The 16,741-nt window shown below is 68.5% G+C and carries 13 protein-coding genes; 2 read left to right on the top strand and 11 right to left on the bottom strand.

Going from position 1 to position 16,741, the window contains the following annotated elements:
* Positions 1 to 4: 4 nt before the first annotated feature.
* The 4 genes from HWX08_RS24035 to HWX08_RS34630 all read right to left on the bottom strand — a co-directional run bounded on the left by HWX08_RS24035 (position 5) and on the right by HWX08_RS34630 (position 5,662).
* Complete coding sequence (locus tag HWX08_RS24035; protein WP_174922302.1) at positions 5 to 802, bottom strand: ABC transporter ATP-binding protein; 798 nt, start codon at positions 800 to 802, stop codon at positions 5 to 7.
* Positions 802 to 2,892 carry a TonB-dependent receptor gene (locus HWX08_RS24040; RefSeq protein ID WP_174922301.1) on the bottom strand — a complete coding sequence of 697 codons (2,091 nt, stop codon included), beginning with the start codon at positions 2,890 to 2,892 and terminating at the stop codon, positions 802 to 804. Before HWX08_RS24040 ends, HWX08_RS24035 begins: the two co-directional genes overlap by 1 nt.
* 261 nt (positions 2,893 to 3,153) lie before the next feature.
* On the bottom strand, positions 3,154 to 3,594 hold the full coding sequence (locus tag HWX08_RS24045; RefSeq protein WP_069256352.1) for a nuclear transport factor 2 family protein: 441 nt from the start codon (positions 3,592 to 3,594) through the stop codon (positions 3,154 to 3,156).
* A gap of 43 nt (positions 3,595 to 3,637) precedes the next feature.
* Positions 3,638 to 5,662 carry an oxidoreductase gene (locus HWX08_RS34630; protein WP_174922286.1) on the bottom strand — a complete coding sequence of 675 codons (2,025 nt, stop codon included), beginning with the start codon at positions 5,660 to 5,662 and terminating at the stop codon, positions 3,638 to 3,640.
* Between the two features lie 149 nt (positions 5,663 to 5,811).
* On the opposite strand from HWX08_RS34630, the gene HWX08_RS24055 reads away from it, so the two are divergent.
* Entirely contained in the window at positions 5,812 to 6,348 is a 537-nt protein-coding gene (locus tag HWX08_RS24055; protein ID WP_069256350.1) for a PadR family transcriptional regulator, read from the top strand.
* 30 nt (positions 6,349 to 6,378) lie between these two features.
* On the top strand, positions 6,379 to 7,023 hold the full coding sequence (locus HWX08_RS24060) for an SGNH/GDSL hydrolase family protein (protein WP_174922285.1): 645 nt from the start codon (positions 6,379 to 6,381) through the stop codon (positions 7,021 to 7,023).
* Between the two features lie 65 nt (positions 7,024 to 7,088).
* On the opposite strand, the gene HWX08_RS24065 is transcribed toward HWX08_RS24060, so the two are convergent.
* The 7 genes from HWX08_RS24065 to HWX08_RS24095 form a co-directional block, all read right to left on the bottom strand.
* Positions 7,089 to 8,069, bottom strand: a complete 981-nt coding sequence (locus tag HWX08_RS24065; protein WP_174922284.1) for an NADPH:quinone oxidoreductase family protein — start codon at positions 8,067 to 8,069, stop codon at positions 7,089 to 7,091.
* 127 nt (positions 8,070 to 8,196) lie between these two features.
* On the bottom strand, positions 8,197 to 10,026 hold the full coding sequence (locus tag HWX08_RS24070; RefSeq protein WP_174922283.1) for an acyl-CoA dehydrogenase: 1,830 nt from the start codon (positions 10,024 to 10,026) through the stop codon (positions 8,197 to 8,199).
* Between the two features lie 319 nt (positions 10,027 to 10,345).
* Positions 10,346 to 11,092: a response regulator transcription factor gene (locus tag HWX08_RS24075; protein ID WP_174922282.1), complete on the bottom strand. Its 747-nt coding sequence runs from the start codon at positions 11,090 to 11,092 to the stop codon at positions 10,346 to 10,348.
* 115 nt (positions 11,093 to 11,207) lie between these two features.
* Positions 11,208 to 11,945: an iron-containing redox enzyme family protein gene (locus HWX08_RS24080; protein ID WP_069256347.1), complete on the bottom strand. Its 738-nt coding sequence runs from the start codon at positions 11,943 to 11,945 to the stop codon at positions 11,208 to 11,210.
* Positions 11,946 to 11,964: 19 nt separating this feature from the next.
* Positions 11,965 to 14,364 (bottom strand): putative bifunctional diguanylate cyclase/phosphodiesterase, encoded by a 2,400-nt coding sequence (locus HWX08_RS24085; protein ID WP_174922281.1) that lies wholly within the window; start codon positions 14,362 to 14,364, stop codon positions 11,965 to 11,967.
* Between the two features lie 166 nt (positions 14,365 to 14,530).
* Positions 14,531 to 15,307 (bottom strand): Crp/Fnr family transcriptional regulator, encoded by a 777-nt coding sequence (locus HWX08_RS24090; protein WP_174922280.1) that lies wholly within the window; start codon positions 15,305 to 15,307, stop codon positions 14,531 to 14,533.
* Between the two features lie 412 nt (positions 15,308 to 15,719).
* Positions 15,720 to 16,739 (bottom strand): lipase secretion chaperone, encoded by a 1,020-nt coding sequence (locus HWX08_RS24095; protein WP_174922279.1) that lies wholly within the window; start codon positions 16,737 to 16,739, stop codon positions 15,720 to 15,722.
* Positions 16,740 to 16,741 lie beyond the last annotated feature (2 nt).

Here is a 16,741-nt window from a genome sequence, read left to right on the forward strand (position 1 = left end):
GCGTTCATTCCGGATGAAGCGGCGTGATGCGCGGGCGGCCCGTGACGGGATGACGATCGACGAGCGCGGCGACGCCGAACACGTCGCGCAGCAGCGTTTCGGTCAGCACGTCGGCCGGCGCGCCCGACGCGACGACCCGCCCGTGCGCAAGCACATGGAGCCGGTCGCAATACGCGGCCGCGAGGTTGAGGTCGTGAATCGTCGCGAGCGTCGCGATGCCGAGGCGGCGCACGCGCGCGAGCAGTTCGAGCTGGTGACGCAGGTCGAGATGGTTGGTCGGTTCGTCGAGCAGCAGCAGTTCGGGCTGCTGAGCAAGTGCGCGGGCCAGCAGCGCGCGCTGCTTCTCGCCGCCCGACAGCGACGCGAAACGTTGCGCGCGGCGCTCGACGAGGCAGACGTCGTGCAGGGCCGATTCGACGATCCGGCGATCGTCGGCCGACTCCGCATCGAACGGCCCCTTGTGCGGCGTGCGGCCCATGCCGACCAGTTCATCGACCGTCAGCCCGAAATCGTCCGGCGTCTCCTGCTGCAGCACCGCGATGCGCTGTGCGACCGCGCGCGGCCGCATGCGCCACACGTCCTGCGCGTCGAGTGCAACGCGACCCGCGGCGGGCCGCGCGTAACGGAACACGCAGCGCAGCAGGCTCGTCTTGCCGCTGCCGTTCGGGCCGACCAGCCCGACGAACTCGCCTTCGGCCACCGTCAGCGTCACCGAATCGAGCACGACGACCGCGCCGCCAGGCGACCAGCTCACGCGCTCGATGTCGAGCATGTGGGTGACGGAATGCACGTCGCGCCGCATCAGAAGCGCATCGTCGCGACGAGCTCCGCCGAGCGCGACGGACCGAGCAGCCATTGCTCGCCGCCGTTCGACGTCGTCACCGCGTACGTGCGGTTCGCGAGGTTGCGCAGGTACAGCGCAAGCTCGGTGCGCGACGTCGGCCGCCAGCGCAGCGACGCATCGAACACCGTATACGACGGCACCTGCACGCGGTTCGCATCGTCGCCGTAGGTCGCCCCGACGTAGCGCACGCCCGCGTTCGCGTGCCAGCGCTCGGCGAATGCCCAGCCGAGCCACAGGTTCGCGCTCTGCTGCGGCACGTTCGACGGCACGTTGCCGGCCCGCGACACCGTCGTGCCGCCGGTCGTCTGGTTGAACGCGTCGTAGCGCGCACGCAGCAGCGCGACGTTCGCATCGATCGTCCAGCCGTGCGGCAACCGTGCGCCGCCGGTCAGCTCGATCCCGCGCGACGATTGCCGCCCGACCTGCTGGCGTAGCGCCGGATTGAACGGATCGGCGCTGAGCAGGTTGCGCTTCGTGATGTCGTACACGGCGAACGTCCAGTATGCGCGGCCGTCGAGCAGCGTCTGCTTGAGCCCGGCCTCCCATTGCTCGCCGGTCGCGAGCCGATAGTTCGCCTGCGACGCGGACAGCGTCACGAGCGAGCCGAGCCCTTCCGCGCCCGTCGTGTACTGCGCATACGCGCTGAGCGTCGGCGCGACTTCGTACACGAAGCCGGTGCGCCAGCCGACGTTTGCGAAACGCTTGTCGAAGCCCGCGCCGCTTGCCGCCTGCTCGCGGCTGAACGCGATATGGTCGTAGCGCAGCCCGCTCACCCATGCGAGCCGCGGCAGCACTTCGAGCCGGTTCTCGGCGAACACCGCGGCCTGCCGCGCCCGCGTACTGAACTGCGGCACGGTCGGGTCCGGGCTCGTGAACACCCCGGGAGCGAAGCCGTGCGCGGGCACCGTCGATTCGCCGCCATACGGCGAATTGTTGGTGCCGCTGAACGTGATCTGGCTGAATTCCGTGCCGACGACGAAGCGGTTCGCGCGGCCGAACAGCGTACCGTCGACGCGTGCGCTCAGCCGGTCGCCGATCTGCCGCTGATGGTGGCCGATGTCGAGATAGTCGCCGCGCGTGACGAGGCCCGTCGCGGCATCGAGCCCATACGATTCGGCATTGCGCCAGTGGCGATTCGACGTCAGATAGTAGAGCTGATTGTCGATCGTCACGCCGGCCGCGGGCCGGTAGCGGGCCGACAGGCGCGTCCACTGGTCGTAGTAGGCAATCGTCGCATCGGCGACGTTGTAGTTGAGCTTGCGCAGCGACGGATCGAGCACGCCGTTCGGCGCCGGCACACCATAGTACGTCGCCGGCATCTGGCGGCCGTAGTCGAAGTCGAGCGTCAGCGCAAACGTCGGGCTCACGTCGAATGTCAGCGCGCCGCCGACGGCCGTCGTATGCGTGTCGGCCCGCTCCGCGAGACCGTTCGCCCGTGCATCGCTCGCATGGAAGCGGTACGACAGTTGCGGACCGAGCGCGCCCGTCGTATCGAACGCGGCACGCTTCGCGCCGTCGGGGCCGACGCCGAACTGCAGCGTCGTCTCGCGCGTGCGCTGCGGGCGCTTCGGCACGACGTTCACGACGCCGCCGATCGCCCCCTCGCCGTACAGCACCGACGCCGGGCCGCGCAGCACGTCGATGCGCTCGACCGACCACGTATCGAACGGGTACGTGATCGTGCCGGCGGCCGGCATCAGCCGCACACCGTCGAGCAGCGTCATCACCGATTCCTGGCCGCTGAAGCCGCGCACGCTCAATGCGGTGCCGCCGTTGCCGGGCGCCGTCGCGCTCGCGAAGCCGGCCGTGCGCGTGACCGCGTCGAGCACCGTGCGATCGCCGCGCGCGTCGATCGTGTCGGCCGTGACCGTCTCGACGCTCGCGGGCGTGTCGAGGCTCGCGAGCCCGAGCCGCGACCCCGTTTCGAGCGGTTGCGTCAGCGGGTCGGCAGGCGCGCTTCGCGCGCTGACGTTGATCGCCGGCAGCGCATGCCGCTCGTCCGGTGCCGGCGCGCTCGCCTCGGCGGCCAATGCGCCGGAGGTCGCCATCGCGCACCCCAGCAGGGTCGAGCAGCCGCGCGCGCGCCACGCGCGGGCGGCCCGGCGCGACGCGGCAGCATGCCGCTCCCCGCGCGCCGGTTTGAGTCTGGTATTCGTCACGTCGTATCGATCTTCGTCAGGCGTCGTCGCTCGCAGTCGAACCCGGACACCCGGGCAGCCGGCGACGCAAAACGTCAGATGATACAAAATATCAACCTGGTTCGTCAGGATTTTGTCAGGTTGTTCTGGCCGCGCCGAGCGGCCCTGCGCTCAGCCGCCGGCCTTGAACGCCGGCAACTGCTGCCCGAGCCGCGCGCCCATTTCCGCGCCGAGCGCCTGCAGCGCATTGAACGGCCGGATCATGACCTCGAATTCGACGATCCGCCCTTCGTCGTCGAATCGGATCATGTCGATCCCCTTCAGCGCCTTGTCGCCGACGACCGCGCTGAATTCCAGCACCACGCTCCTGCCGTCGTCGGTCGCGAACTGGCGGTCATAGACGAAATCGTCGAGGATCGTGATCACCGTGCGCAGCGCCATCAGCAGCGCGGGCGCCGGCCCGTACGGCTTGAACGCCATCGGCGAACGGAACACCGCGTCCGGATGGACGATCGAGTCCAGCGCGCTGAAATCCTTGCGTTCGACCATCGCGTGCCACGTGTCGAGCGATTGCGCGACAGCCGGTGAAAGTTGCATGGGCGGGTTCGTCATCGAAAACTCCTGTCACGTCGGGCGGAAAAGAATCGGATCGGTCTCACAGGGTCGCGGCCAGCGTCGTGCCCTGGTGAATCGCACGCTTCGCATCGAGCTCAACGGCTTCGTACGCGCCGCCGATCACATGAACCGTGCGTCCGGCGGCCTCCAGTTGGTCCGCGAGTACACGCAACGGCTCCTGTCCCGCGCAGATCACGACGTTGTCCACCGGCAGCGTCTGCCCGACGCCGTCGATCGTCACGTGGAAACCGTCGTCGTCGATGCGCGCGTAGGTCACCGCCGACGACATCCCGACGCCGCGCGCCTTCAGCGCCGTGCGGTGAATCCAGCCGGTGGTCTTGCCGAGCCCGTCGCCGACCTTCGACGCCTTGCGCTGCAACAGATGAATCTCGCGCGCCGCCGGCTCGGGCCGCGCATCGCGCAAGCCGCCGGCGTTCGCGTACGACGGGTCGACACCCCACTCGGCGAAGAACCGGCCCGCGTCGCCCTGTTCGCCGCGTTCGCGATGAGCGAGATACTCGGCGACGTCGAAGCCGATGCCGCCCGCGCCGACGATCGCGACACGGTTGCCGACGGCCTTGTCGTCGCGCAGCACGTCGAGATAGCCGAGTGTCTTCGGATGACCGACGCCGTCGATCGGCGGCGTGCGCGGCACGATGCCCGTTGCGATCACCACTTCGTCGAATCCGCCCTCCAGCAGCATCTCGGCGGTCGCACGCGTATTGACGTGCAGCGCGATGCCGCGCAGCTCGATCTGCCGGCGGAAATAGCGCAGCGTCTCGTTGAATTCTTCCTTGCCGGGCACCTTCTTCGCGAGGTTGAACTGGCCGCCGATCTCGGCGCCGGCTTCGTACAACGTCACCGCGTGACCGCGCTCGGCCGCGGTGACCGCGCAGCCGAGGCCCGCCGGCCCGGCGCCGACCACGGCGATCCGCTTGCGCTGCTGCGCGGGGCGAATCACGAGCTCGGTTTCATGGCATGCGCGCGGATTCACGAGGCACGACGTGATCCTGCCGCTGAACGTGTGGTCGAGGCACGCCTGGTTGCAGCCGATGCACGTGTTGATCTCGTCCGCGCGCCCTTCCCGCGCCTTGCGCACGAACTCGGCGTCGGCGAGAAACGGCCGCGCCATCGACACCATGTCGCAATAGCCGTCGGCGAGCAGTTGCTCGGCGACTTCCGGCGTATTGATCCGGTTGGTCGCGACGAGCGGAATGCCGACCTTGCCCATCAACTGCCGCGTGACCCATGCGTACGCGGCACGCGGCACCTTGGTCGCGATGGTCGGGATGCGCGCCTCGTGCCAGCCGATGCCGGTATTGATGATCGTCGCACCGGCCGCTTCGATCGCCTGCGCGAGCCGGATCACCTCGTCGAGCGTCGAGCCGCCTTCGACGAGATCGAGCATCGACAGCCGGTAGATCACGATGAAGTTCGCACCGACCCGCTCGCGCACGCGCCGCACGATGTCGACCGCGAAGCGGATGCGGTTCTCGTACGCACCGCCCCATTCGTCGTCGCGATGGTTCGTGCGCGCGGCGATGAATTCGTTGATCAGGTAGCCCTCCGATCCCATGATCTCGACGCCGTCGTAGCCCGCATGCTGCGCGAGCGCCGCGCATCGCACGAAATCGGCGATCGTCTCGTCGACTTCATCGCGGCTCAATGCGTGCGGCATGAACGGGTTGATCGGCGCCTTCAGCGCGCTCGGCGCGGCGAGCGCCGGGTGATACGCATAACGCCCGAAATGCAGGATCTGCAGCGCGATCTTGCCGCCCTGCGCGTGCACTGCGCGCGTCACGACTCGATGGCGTTCGGCTTCTGCTTCGGTCGTCAGCATCGCGCCGCCCGCCGCCGGGCGGCCGCGTTCGTTCGGCGCGAAACCACCGGTGACGATCAGGCCGGCCTCGCCCCGCGCACGCTCCGCGTAGAACGCCGCCATCCGCTCGAAACCGTTGGGCGCTTCCTCGAGGCCCACGTGCATCGACCCCATCAGCACACGGTTCCTGAGCGACGTGAAGCCGAGCTCGAGCGGGGTCGTCAGATGCGGATAGCGCGATGTCATCGGGGACTCCATTTTTATGCAACAAGTTGCACGAATGATAGTCCGCCACTTTCGTTTATGCAACATGTTGCACAAACGTGACCGTCGCCTTGCACCCGGGCCCCGATATGGCAAGATGCGGTTCATTCAGCGGCCTCCTCCGATCCGACATGTCCCTGCCCCATGCCCTTCTCACCGCCCTCGCCGAACGCCCCGGTTCAGGCTCCGAACTCGCCGATCGCTTCGATCGTTCGATCGGCTATTTCTGGCAGGCGACGCACCAGCAGATCTATCGCGAGCTGGGCCGTCTCGAAGAAACGGGCTGGATCGAATCGCTGCCGGCCGAATCGGGGCGCGGCCGCAAGCGCGCATACCGGATCCTGCCGGCCGGCAAGAAGGAGTTGCGGCGCTGGATCGCCGAACAGGACGATCCGACGCCGCTGCGCGAAGCGCTGATGGTGCGCCTGCGTGCGGAGGCGGTGCTCGGGCCGGCCGGCCTCGAGAACGAAATCAGGCGGCGCATCGCGCTGCACCAGGAGAAACTCGACTTGTACCTGCGGATCGAGGCGCGCGATTTTCCGGAAGAAGCGGATTCGCGCGCGAAGCGCCTGCAGCATCTGGTGCTGCAGGCCGGCATCGCGAACGAGCGGTTCTGGGTCGAGTTTTCACAGCACGCGCTCGACGTGCTGCGCTTGCCGAAAGACTGAGCGACTGAGCGACTGACGGAGGAGATGACGATGACGCAGAAAACCGTGCTCTGCTACGGCGATTCGAACACGCACGGCACGCGCCCGATGACGCGTGCGGGCGGTCTGGAGCGGTTCGCCCATGACAAGCGCTGGACCGGCGTGCTCGCGCACGCGCTTGGCTCCGGCTGGCGGGTCATTGAAGAAGGTTTGCCCGCACGCACGACCGTGCATGACGATCCGATCGAAGGCCGGCACAAGAACGGCTTGTCGTATCTGCGCGCGTGCATCGAAAGCCACCTGCCCGTCGACGTCGTCGTGCTGATGCTCGGGACGAACGATCTGAAGTCACGCTTCTCGGTCACGCCCGCCGACATCGCGACGTCGGTCGGCGTGCTGCTTGCCGAAATCGCCGCGTACGGTGCCGGCCCGCACGGCGCGGCGCCGCAGCGCGTACTGATGGCGCCTGCGCCGATCGTCGAAGTCGGCTTCCTCGGCGATATTTTCGTGGGCGGCGCCGCGAAATCGCGGCAGCTTGCGCCGCTGTACGCACAGGTCGCGGCGAACGCCGGCGCGCATTTCCTCGATGCCGGCACGGTCATCGAAGTCAGCCCGATCGATGGCGTTCACTTTGCGGCCGATCAGCATCGCGCGCTCGGGCAGCGTGTGGCGGCCCTGCTGCGGCAGATCGCGTAACCCGCCCCCGCGCGCCGAACCCCAGCCGGCCAGCTTCGATCGGCGCGCCGCGCGCGCAACGCCGCTCACGCGTCCAGTACGATCACCACCTTGCCCTTCACCTGCCGGTTCGCCATCCGCGCGATCGCATCGGCCGCACCGCCGAGCGGCACGCGCTCGGTGATCGCCGGTCGCACCTTGCCGGCCGCGAACCATTCGGCGAGCAGCCGCATGTTCGCGACGTGCTGTTTCGGATCGCGGCGCACCGCGTCGCCCCAGAACACGCCGAGAATGTCGCGCTCCTTGAGCAGCGCGAGATTCAGCGCGATCTTCGGAATCTCGCCGGCCGCGAAACCGACCACCAGGAACCGGCCGCGCCATGCGGTCGCGCGCAGCGCCGCTTCGGTGTACGCACCGCCCACCGGATCGTAGACGACGTCCGCGCCGCGGCCGCCGGTCAATTCGTCCACGCGGCGGCGCAGGTCCTCGGTCGCATAGTCGATCGTCTCGTCGGCGCCCGCTTCGCGGCACAGCGCAAGCTTGTCCGCGCTCGATGCCGCGGCGATCACGCGCGCACCGAGCGCCTTCGCGATCTCGATCGCCGCGAGCCCGACGCCGCCGGCCGCGCCCAGCACCAGCAGCGTCTCGCCCGCCTGCAGACGCGCACGCTGCTGCAATGCGTGCAGCGACGTGCCGTACGCGAGCACGAGCGCCGCGCCCTGCTCGAACGTCATGCCCGGCGGCAACGCGGCGATCTGATGCACGTCGGCCACGCATTGCTCGGCGAACCCGCCGTGCCCGGTGAACGCGACCACCTGGTCGCCGGGCCGCCACGCGCTCACGCCGTCGCCCACCGCGTCGATCACGCCGGCGAACTCCGCGCCGGGCGAGAACGGCAGCGCCGGCTTCACCTGATACAGCCCCTGCACGATCAGCGCATCGGGGAAGTTCAGCGACGCCGCCTTCACGCGAATCCGCACCTGGCCCGCGGCCGGTTCGGGCGCCGCGACTTCCTCGATGCGCAAGCGGTCGATCGGACCGAATGCGGTACACAACAAGGCTTTCATGTGCTCTTCTCTCCTTGCGCGCCATCGGCGCGCATCGATACGGCAGCGGGACGCGCCCGCGCGAGCGGTGCGCGATACCGGTGCGCCGCACCGGCATCGCGACACCCTTATCCGTGCACCGCGATGCTCAAAACCAAGCGTCGCACATGTCGAGCGTCGTCGTGTCGACGCTCGCCAGCAGATCGAGCTGCGCATCCACCTTCGGCAGCTCCCAACGAAAGAAGTAACGCGCGGCGGCACGCTTGCCGTCGTGGAAATCGCCGTCGTGCCCGTGCGCGGCCAGCGTCACGTCGAGCCACAGCCACGCGACGACGAGATGGCCGAACGCCTCCAGATAGACGCTCGCGTTCGCAAGCCGCACCTGTGGATCGCCGAGCGCGGCCAGCGCGCGCGTGACGTCGACGAGCCGCGCCCAGCGCCGCGCCAGCGCATCGGCGTGGGTGCACAGGTCGCCGCCGGCCGGGCGCGCGCGCTCGAGCGTCGCGGCGATGCGCGCATCGAGCGTGCGCAGCAGCGCGCCGTCGTCCTGCGCGACCTTGCGGCCCAGCAGGTCGAGCGCCTGGATGCCGTGCGTGCCTTCGTGGATCGGGTTCAGACGATTGTCGCGATAGAGCCGCTCGACCGGATAGTCGCGCGTGTAGCCGTAGCCGCCGTGCACCTGGATCGCGAGATCGTTGGCCGCGACGCACCACTGCGACGGCCAGCTTTTCGCGATCGGCGTCAGGATGTCGAGCAGCTGCGCGGCCTCGGCGCGCGCGTCGGCGTCGACGTGCGCGCGCGCTTCGTCGACGAGCCGCGCGCAGTACAGGATCAGCGCGAGCCCGCCCTCGACGTACGCCTTCTGCGCGAGCAGCATGCGCCGCACGTCCGGATGCGCGACGATCGGCGCCTGCGGCGCGGCCGCGTCCTTGCCTGCCGGCCCGAGCGGACGCCCCTGCGGCCGGTTGCGCGCATAGTCGAGCGCGTGCAGGTAGCCGGTATAGCCGAGCGCCACCGCGCCCGCGCCGACACCGATGCGCGCCTCGTTCATCATGTGGAACATGTAAGCGAGCCCGTGATTCGGCTCGCCGACCAGATAGCCGATCGCGCCGGCCCGCCCTTCCGGGCGGTGACGCGTGCCTTCGCCGAAGTTCAGCAGGCAGTTGGTCGTGCCGCGATTGCCCATCTTGTGGTTCAGCCCGGCGAGCGCGACGTCGTTGCGTTCGCCGCGCGCGGCGCCGTCGGCGGCCGGCAGGTACTTGGGCACGACGAACAGCGAGATGCCGCGCGTGCCGGGCAGCAGCCGGCCGTGTTCGTCGGGAATCTTCGCGAGCACGAGATGGACGATGTTCTCCGCCAGCTCGTGCTCGCCGCCGGAAATCCACATCTTGTTGCCGGTGAGCCGGTAGCGCGGGCCGAGCGGCGATGCGCATTCGAAGTCCGCGCGCGTGACGATGTCGGACAGCGACGAGCCGGCCTGCGGCTCGGACAGGCACATCGTGCCGAAGAAGCGCCCTTCCAGCTCGGGACGCGCGAACGCGTCGATCTGCGCGGGGCTGCCGTGCGCGATCAGCAGGTTCGCGTTCGCGACGGTCAGGAACGGGTACGCGGCGGTCGCGATGTTCGCGGCCTGGAAGAACAGGAACGATGCGGCCTCGACGAGCTTCGGCAGTTGCATCCCGCCGAGCGCTTCGTCCTGGCCCGCCGCGATCAGGCCGGCGTCCGCGAACGCGCGCACGGCCGGCGCGACTTCGGGAATCAGCGTCACGCGCTCGCCGTCGAAGTGAGGCTCCTCGCGATCGCCGCGCGCCGCATGCGGCGCGAACAGCTCGGCCGCGATCCGCTCGCTGGTGTCGAGCACCGCGTCGAACGTCTCGCGGCTGTGCTCCGCATAGCGCGGCAGCGCGGCGAGCGCACCGGCGTCGAGCCAGTCGTACAGCAGGAACGCGAGATCGCGTCGCGACATCAGCAGGCTCATCGTGAAGCCCTCCGTGTGGCCGGCGCGCACCGCGCAGGGTCGTTGCGCTGCGCGCGCCGGTCGATCCGCATGCGCTCGATCGATTCAGGCTTCATCACGTCTGTCTCCTGTCGGGTGCGCGCCGGCGCACCCGTTCGCTCCGGTTGCCGGAACCGGATGGTTGGGTCGGTGACTGCAAATGCTGGCGAGAAATTTAGCACGGTCGTTCTAAAACGACAATGGCGAATAACCCGGCGGTGGATCGGGACGATCGACGCCGGGCAGTGCCGGCGCGCATTACGCAAGAGCCGATGTGCGGCGCGCTCGCGTCACGCGCCGCTCACGCGGGCGGCGACGCGTCGTCTACGTTCGCCGGCGTATCGAGCGGAACGAACATGTAGCCCTTGCCGCGCACGGTGCGGATGTAGCGATAGTCGCCGACCGCCCGCTCGATCAGGTTGCGCAGCCGGAAGATCAGCACGTCGAGCCCGCGCTCCGAACGCCCCGTCGCATCGAGCCCCAGCAGCGCGAGGATTTCCGCGCGCGACAGCACGCGCATCGGCCGCGAGATGAACAGTTCGAGCAGCGCGAATTCGCTCGCGCGCAACCCGAGGTCGGCGCCCGCGCGGGTCGCGCGCCGGGTCGTGAAATTCACGCTGATGTCGCCGAACGCATAGGGCGCGGGGAAACCCGGCTCGCGCGGCGGCAGCAACCACGTCGGCGCATAACGGCGCATCGCGCTGCGCACCCGCGCGACCAGTTCCATCGGCTCGAACGGCTCCACCACGTAGTCGTCCGCGCCGATCTCGAGCGCGACGACCTTGTCGACCACGTGCGCGCCGCGGCTGATCACGATCACCGGCATGTCGTGACCGGCGCGCCGCAGCGCGCCGAGCGCCATGTGGACCGCCGTGGCGGGCCGCTCGACCCGCAGCACGATCACGGTCGGCGGCGCCGCGCGCACGTGCGGCAACAGCATCGACACGTCGTCGAGCACCGACGTGTCGATCCGGCAGTCGCGCAGAAACGCGCGAATCATGTCGCGCGCGCGCGGATCGGACTCTACGACAAGAACCTGCATGGCCATGAAAAATCATCCAGCACGGCGGCCCCGACAGCGCATCGCGACGTCACGCCGTGCCGCCATCCGGCACAACGCCCGGGGCAGCCGGCCCGAACCCGCGATCGCACGAAGCCGCCGCCTACCCACGCATGCAGCAATCGAGACTCGTCATGAAATAGCTCAGGCTCTTGCGGATCGACGTCTCGACGTCCCGCACGTCGCGGGCTGCCGGCGACCGGCCGAGCAGCGTCGCGACGATGTCGAGCGCCTCCCACGGATGCCGGTCGTCGTAGTCGGCATGCAGCTTGAGCCAGCGCATCGCGCGATGCCGCACGGCCGGCTCGAACCGCGCTTCGTAGCGCGACGCGCACAGCAGCGCACTCCACTCGCCCGTCACGCCTTCTATCGCGTAATTGGTCGCGGCGATGCTCGGCGCGAGCGCGCCCGCGCTCGCGCTCGTCCAGCACCAGTGGCTCAGCGCGAATCCGTCCGGCGGCGCGTCGCCGCGCAGCATCGTGTCGATCGCCACGCCGGACGCCTCGGCCCAGTTCGCCCAGTGATCGACGTGATTCTGCTCGACGCGGATATTGCGGATCAGATAGCGCCGCGCCTTCTCGTCGCCGCGCGACCGGTACGCGGCGGTCTTCACCAGGTTCATCGCCATGTACTCGGGAAACTGGCTGACCACCGCCCAGCCGGTCACGAAGAACGCGCGCAACTGCGCTGCGCGCAAGGTCCCCGCGCTCATCGCCGCGAACACCGGATGCGCGAGGATGCGCGCCTTCAGCTCGTCGGTCGCGCCAACCACGTCGCGCAGCCAGCCCGGATAGCTGGCCAGGTCCATCAGGTCGCCGGTCAGTTCAAATGGAGCACTCATGCGTTCGTTCCTCGCTGGTTCAATGAAAGCCCCCTTCCTGCCAGGGCGCGGGGCGGCCGAAGTAATAGCCCTGGCAATAGTCGACGCCCATCGCGCGAAGCGTGTCGGCCGTCGTCGTGTCCTCGACGTGCTCGGCGACGGTGCGGTACTTCATCACGTGCGCGATGTCGTTGATCGCGTACGTGATGCCGCGCTTGATGCTGTCGGACGTCATGTCCGACACGAGGCTGCCGTCGATCTTCAGATAGTCGATCGGCAACTGGCGCAGGTACGAGAACGACGACATGCCCGCGCCGAAATCGTCGAGCGCGAACCGGCAGCCGAGATCGCGCAATTCGCACATGAAGCGCGACGCGACCTCCAGGTTGCGCACCGCGCTGGTCTCGGTGATCTCGAAGCAGAGCAGCGACGGATCGAGCCCCGACGCCGACAGCTCGGCAATCACGAACTCGACGAAGCGCTCGTCGGTGATCGACATCGCCGACAGGTTCACGTTGTATTCGACGTAGCGGCGCTGCTCCAGCCGCGCGAGACGCCGGATCACGGTGCGCACGACCCAGCGGTCGATCATCGTCATGTGGCCGTATCGCTCGGCGGCCGGCAGGAACACCGGCGAGATCAGCTTGCCGTCGGCGTCCGGGATGCGCAGCAGGATCTCCGCGCGCTCGCGCGCGTCGTGTCCCGCCTGGATCGGCACGATTCGTTGCGCATACAACTTGAACGAATTCGTTTCGAGCGCCGTCTTCACGCGGCGGCTCCATTGCATGTGATATGCTTGGCGGCTCGAATTCATGTCGCGCGAATCGGCGACGTGCACGCGATTGCGGCCGCGGTCCTTCGCGACGTAGCACGCGATGTCGGCCATCTGCATCGCCGTCTCGACGTTATCGGGCCGGCACGCGAGATCCAGCACGCCGATGCTCACGCTGATCTTGAACGGCTCGCCTTGCCACAGGAACGTGAAGTCCTCCAGGCCCGCGCGGATGCGCTCGGCCTTGCCGCCGTCCGGCGCACCGGTGCGCGCGGGCGGCAGCAGGATGCCGAATTCGTCGCCGCCAAGCCGGCCGACCAGGTCGGCATCGTCGAGACAGCTCCGGAACACCGTCGCCGCATCGCGCAGCAGCGCGTCGCCGGCCGCGTGACCGCAGACGTCGTTGACTTCCTTGAAGCCGTCCAGATCGAGCACCATCAGCATCCCGCCCGCACGCTCGGCCAGAGCGTCGCCCAGGCGCCGCTCGAAATCGGTCCGGTTGATCAGTCCGGTCAGCGCGTCGTGCGACGCCTGCCATGTCAGCCTCTCGATCAACTGGTATTCGCGCGTCATGTCGCGCAGGATCAGCACGTAGCCGACGCAGCGGCCCGCCGCGTTGTCCATCTTCGACAGCGACGCGCGCACGGACACCGCGGAGCCGCATACGCGGAGCAGGTCCAGATCGCGCGTGAACGTGTGGTCGCCGCAGTTGCTGAGCGACGCGAGCAGCTTGATCGACATGCCCGTCGACGTATCGATCAGGTCGAGCACGTCGTTGATCGGCTTGCCGACGCACTGATCCGACGACGCGCCGAGCAACTGCTCGGCTGCCGGGTTGACCGTCTCGATGCTGCGCGTGAGGCCGATCGTGACGATCGCGTCGGCCACCGAGCGCAGCGCGGCCTCGGCGAACGCCTGGCTGCGGTCGAGTTCGGTCTGCATCGACAGTTGCTGCCGTTGCGCGCGGCTCGCCCAGCGTATCGACAGCAGGATGATCAGCAGCGACGCGGCGAGGTACGACAGGAACAGTTGGATCACGGCCGAGCGGAATTCGGCGCTCAGTTCGTCGGAAAAACGCTTCGGCAGCGGCTCGATGCGCGAATTGATACTCCAGATCTCGCGGTTCAGGCGACTCGTGCGGCGCAGGTCGCCCGCATGCACGGACTCGCGCAGCGCGTCGGCCACCGCGCGCAGGCCGGCCAGTTGGCGGTCCGCGCTCTCCCAGTATTGCAGCGCGGCGTTCAGGCCCGCGAAGCTGCTCAGGACCGGATAGAACCACACCACCGCCGCCGCATCGACGGGATTGATGCCGGCCTCGATCATCGCCCGGCGCGCGGCGCCGCGATCCGCCGGCACGCCGGTCATCGCACGGCGCGCAACGCCGAGGAACGCGAGGGTCCGGTCGACCGCCAGGTAGTCGTCGAACAGCGTTTCATCGCCGGTCTGCCCGTAGCGGGTCAGCAGGATGATCTCGTCCTTCTGCGCCTTCGACCAGCTGCTTTCGCCGCCGACGTACACGCGCAGCGACATGATCACGATCAGGCTGACGGCGACGAAACCGGCCAGCGCGCCGATCACGACCACGATCGGCAGGATGCCGAGCGCCGGACTCCACGGCCACACGTGAAACGAGCTGCGCTGACGCTGGAGGTTCGATTGGTTGTCCATACTGAATTTCTGATTATTCTCGACGCCGCCGGCCCGGCGTCTGCCGGCGTTCCGGCATGGATGTCTCTCCCCCTTCCCGCCTTCGGCTTGCGCGCGGCACGCCGGGCGGCCATGACAGGAATCCGGCGCGGCCGCGAACGCGACAGCCGTTGTGCCGCACGGGCAGCTAGGGCGTCCTGATGCTCCGCGACGATGCGGCGGCGCCGTCGGTCGCGGGATCGATCGCGAGAATGCGGCGCGTCTCGTCCCGGATGATCCGGTGGCAATCGCACCCCTGCCGCTCGAGATTCGCGAGGTCGGTCAGCACGATCGCGCCGCGGTGCTGATCGATCACGCCCAGTTCCTGAAGCTGCCGCGTCGCTTCGGTGACGGTCTCGCGCCGCACGCCCAGCATCTGCCCGAGCATGCCGTGCGTGACCGGGATCTCGATGCTGCGCGAGCGCTCGTATGCGACCAGCAGCCATCGGCCGAGCTGCTGCCGCATCACGTGATGGCGGCCGCAGAACATCACCTGCGACGCCTGAGACAGAATCAGCTGCATGCGCATGAACACCTGCCGCCGCATCGCGGCCGATGCGTCGCACGCGCTGGCGAAACGGCGCGCGTACAGCCGGTACGCGAAGCCGCCGCGATAGACGACCACGCGCCGCTGCATCGCGCTGCCGACGACGTCGTCGCACACAACGCCCTCGCGGCCGATTTCCGTCACGCCGAGCGTCATCCTGCCGCCCGCGGTGTACTGCAGCGAAATGCCCGCCGTCACCGGAAAATAGACGGCCTCCAGATTCCGGCCGGCATCGCACAGCACCTGACCGGTCTTGAGATTCGCCAGCTGCAAATGCGGCGCCAATTCCGAGCGGATTATTCCATCCAGCGCTGACAGGAAATGATTGGCACCCAGTGCATGCGGCAGCTCGATGACATTGTTTTCCTGGTGTGTCACGACGCACCTCGTACGTTATATCCCTGCCCCTTGGCCACCAAAAACTTCGGACTACGTTGAAATGAACCGGCTTTGCGGTTTTATGTCCGGTCGCATCGGGTAAAAAGGTATCACGCAGCGCTGCCGTCAGCGCCATGCTGATTTGGTTACATGAAGTAATTTGACAGTTTCGCCTGCCGCCCGACGATTCCTGCGTTGCCAATCAAGTAGCATCCATTTAAATAAAGGCTTTATAAAGTTGTTTCACCCATGGTTTATTGAAAATGATCGTCAATAGCCAATACACCGGAATGCAATTACCGTTTCAAATCAAAATCACGCCTGAATCGAAATAATGCGGGCTGGGTGACATACCCCACACTTCCCGAGCGTAAAACGTGGAATGGTCGGGTGGGCGCGCGGGCGCGACACGCTATCTCGCGTGTGCTTGCGCGGCGGCGGCGGCGCCCGTGTCGAGCGACGCGGCGCGCAACGCGTCGGCCGGGTCCGGGAAGTCGCGCTGCCGCAATTGCGCGAGCTGCGCATCGCGCGCGTCGGGCGCGAGCTGCTGCGCGTCGAGCCGCTCGCGTTCGGCCGTGTAGTCGCGATAGCGCGCCTGCCATGCATCGTCGTCCTGCCGCAGTTGCACGACGCGCGCGGCGACGTCGGCGCCGAGCTGCGCACGCAGTACGTCGGGTTCCGCGCGCTGCGCGTCGAGCCGGGCCACCGTCGCGACCGTCTCCCGCTGCCGCGCCAGTTGCTCGCGTGCGTCGCGCAGGCCCGGCGGCAACGACTGATCGAGCGCCGCGAGACGGTCGCGCTTCTGTGCGTCGCTCAGCGCCGGATCGCGCGCGATCCGGATCCGGTCGAGATCGTCGCGTTGCTGCCGCCATTCGGTACCGAAGAACGGTGTGCTCCAGTCGCCGAGCCAGCGGCTCGCGAGCATCGCGCGCCGCTCGAGTTCGCCCGCGATCTCGTCCGGATCGAGATTCGCGCCGGTCTGCGCCGCACCCGGCTGCGCGTCGAAAGCGGCAACGCACGCGCGATAGCGCGGCCAGACGTCGAGCGCTTCGCGCCGTGCGGCCGCGCCGATCGGCTGCGCGGCGACCTCGCGCGCGACCAGCTCGTCGAGCGCGGCCGGCGTCAGGTCGTGCTGCGCAAGCAGGAAGTAATCGAAGAAGTCCCGCACCGCATGCACTTTCGCGAGATGGCCGTCCGGCCCGACCGGCAGGCGCGGCGCACGCGAACCCGCCAGCGACGCCGGCAGCGCGACCTCGGACGCGGCCCGCGCGGGCTGCGGCATCGCGGCGTCGGGCGCCACTGCCGACGGCGGCAGCGCCACGGCGCGCGGCGGCACGGCTGGCGTACCGAAAGCATGCCACACCGCTGCCGCCGCGATCATGCCCGCGCCGCCGTAGAGCGCCGCGCGAGCCAGCATCGTCCGGACCGTCATCG

The organism is Burkholderia metallica (genome assembly GCF_902832845.1).
GTDB lineage: Bacteria > Pseudomonadota > Gammaproteobacteria > Burkholderiales > Burkholderiaceae > Burkholderia > Burkholderia metallica.

Coding starts and splice junctions, on each gene's coding strand:
- HWX08_RS24035 (WP_174922302.1), bottom strand. CDS start 802: ATGCGGCGCGACGTGCATTCCGTCACCCACATGCTCGACATCGAGCGC.
- HWX08_RS24040 (WP_174922301.1), bottom strand. CDS start 2,892: ATGGCGACCTCCGGCGCATTGGCCGCCGAGGCGAGCGCGCCGGCACCG.
- HWX08_RS24045 (WP_069256352.1), bottom strand. CDS start 3,594: ATGACGAACCCGCCCATGCAACTTTCACCGGCTGTCGCGCAATCGCTC.
- HWX08_RS34630 (WP_174922286.1), bottom strand. CDS start 5,662: ATGACATCGCGCTATCCGCATCTGACGACCCCGCTCGAGCTCGGCTTC.
- HWX08_RS24055 (WP_069256350.1), top strand. CDS start 5,812: ATGTCCCTGCCCCATGCCCTTCTCACCGCCCTCGCCGAACGCCCCGGT.
- HWX08_RS24060 (WP_174922285.1), top strand. CDS start 6,379: ATGACGCAGAAAACCGTGCTCTGCTACGGCGATTCGAACACGCACGGC.
- HWX08_RS24065 (WP_174922284.1), bottom strand. CDS start 8,069: ATGAAAGCCTTGTTGTGTACCGCATTCGGTCCGATCGACCGCTTGCGC.
- HWX08_RS24070 (WP_174922283.1), bottom strand. CDS start 10,026: ATGAGCCTGCTGATGTCGCGACGCGATCTCGCGTTCCTGCTGTACGAC.
- HWX08_RS24075 (WP_174922282.1), bottom strand. CDS start 11,092: ATGGCCATGCAGGTTCTTGTCGTAGAGTCCGATCCGCGCGCGCGCGAC.
- HWX08_RS24080 (WP_069256347.1), bottom strand. CDS start 11,945: ATGAGTGCTCCATTTGAACTGACCGGCGACCTGATGGACCTGGCCAGC.
- HWX08_RS24085 (WP_174922281.1), bottom strand. CDS start 14,364: ATGGACAACCAATCGAACCTCCAGCGTCAGCGCAGCTCGTTTCACGTG.
- HWX08_RS24095 (WP_174922279.1), bottom strand. CDS start 16,739: ATGACGGTCCGGACGATGCTGGCTCGCGCGGCGCTCTACGGCGGCGCG.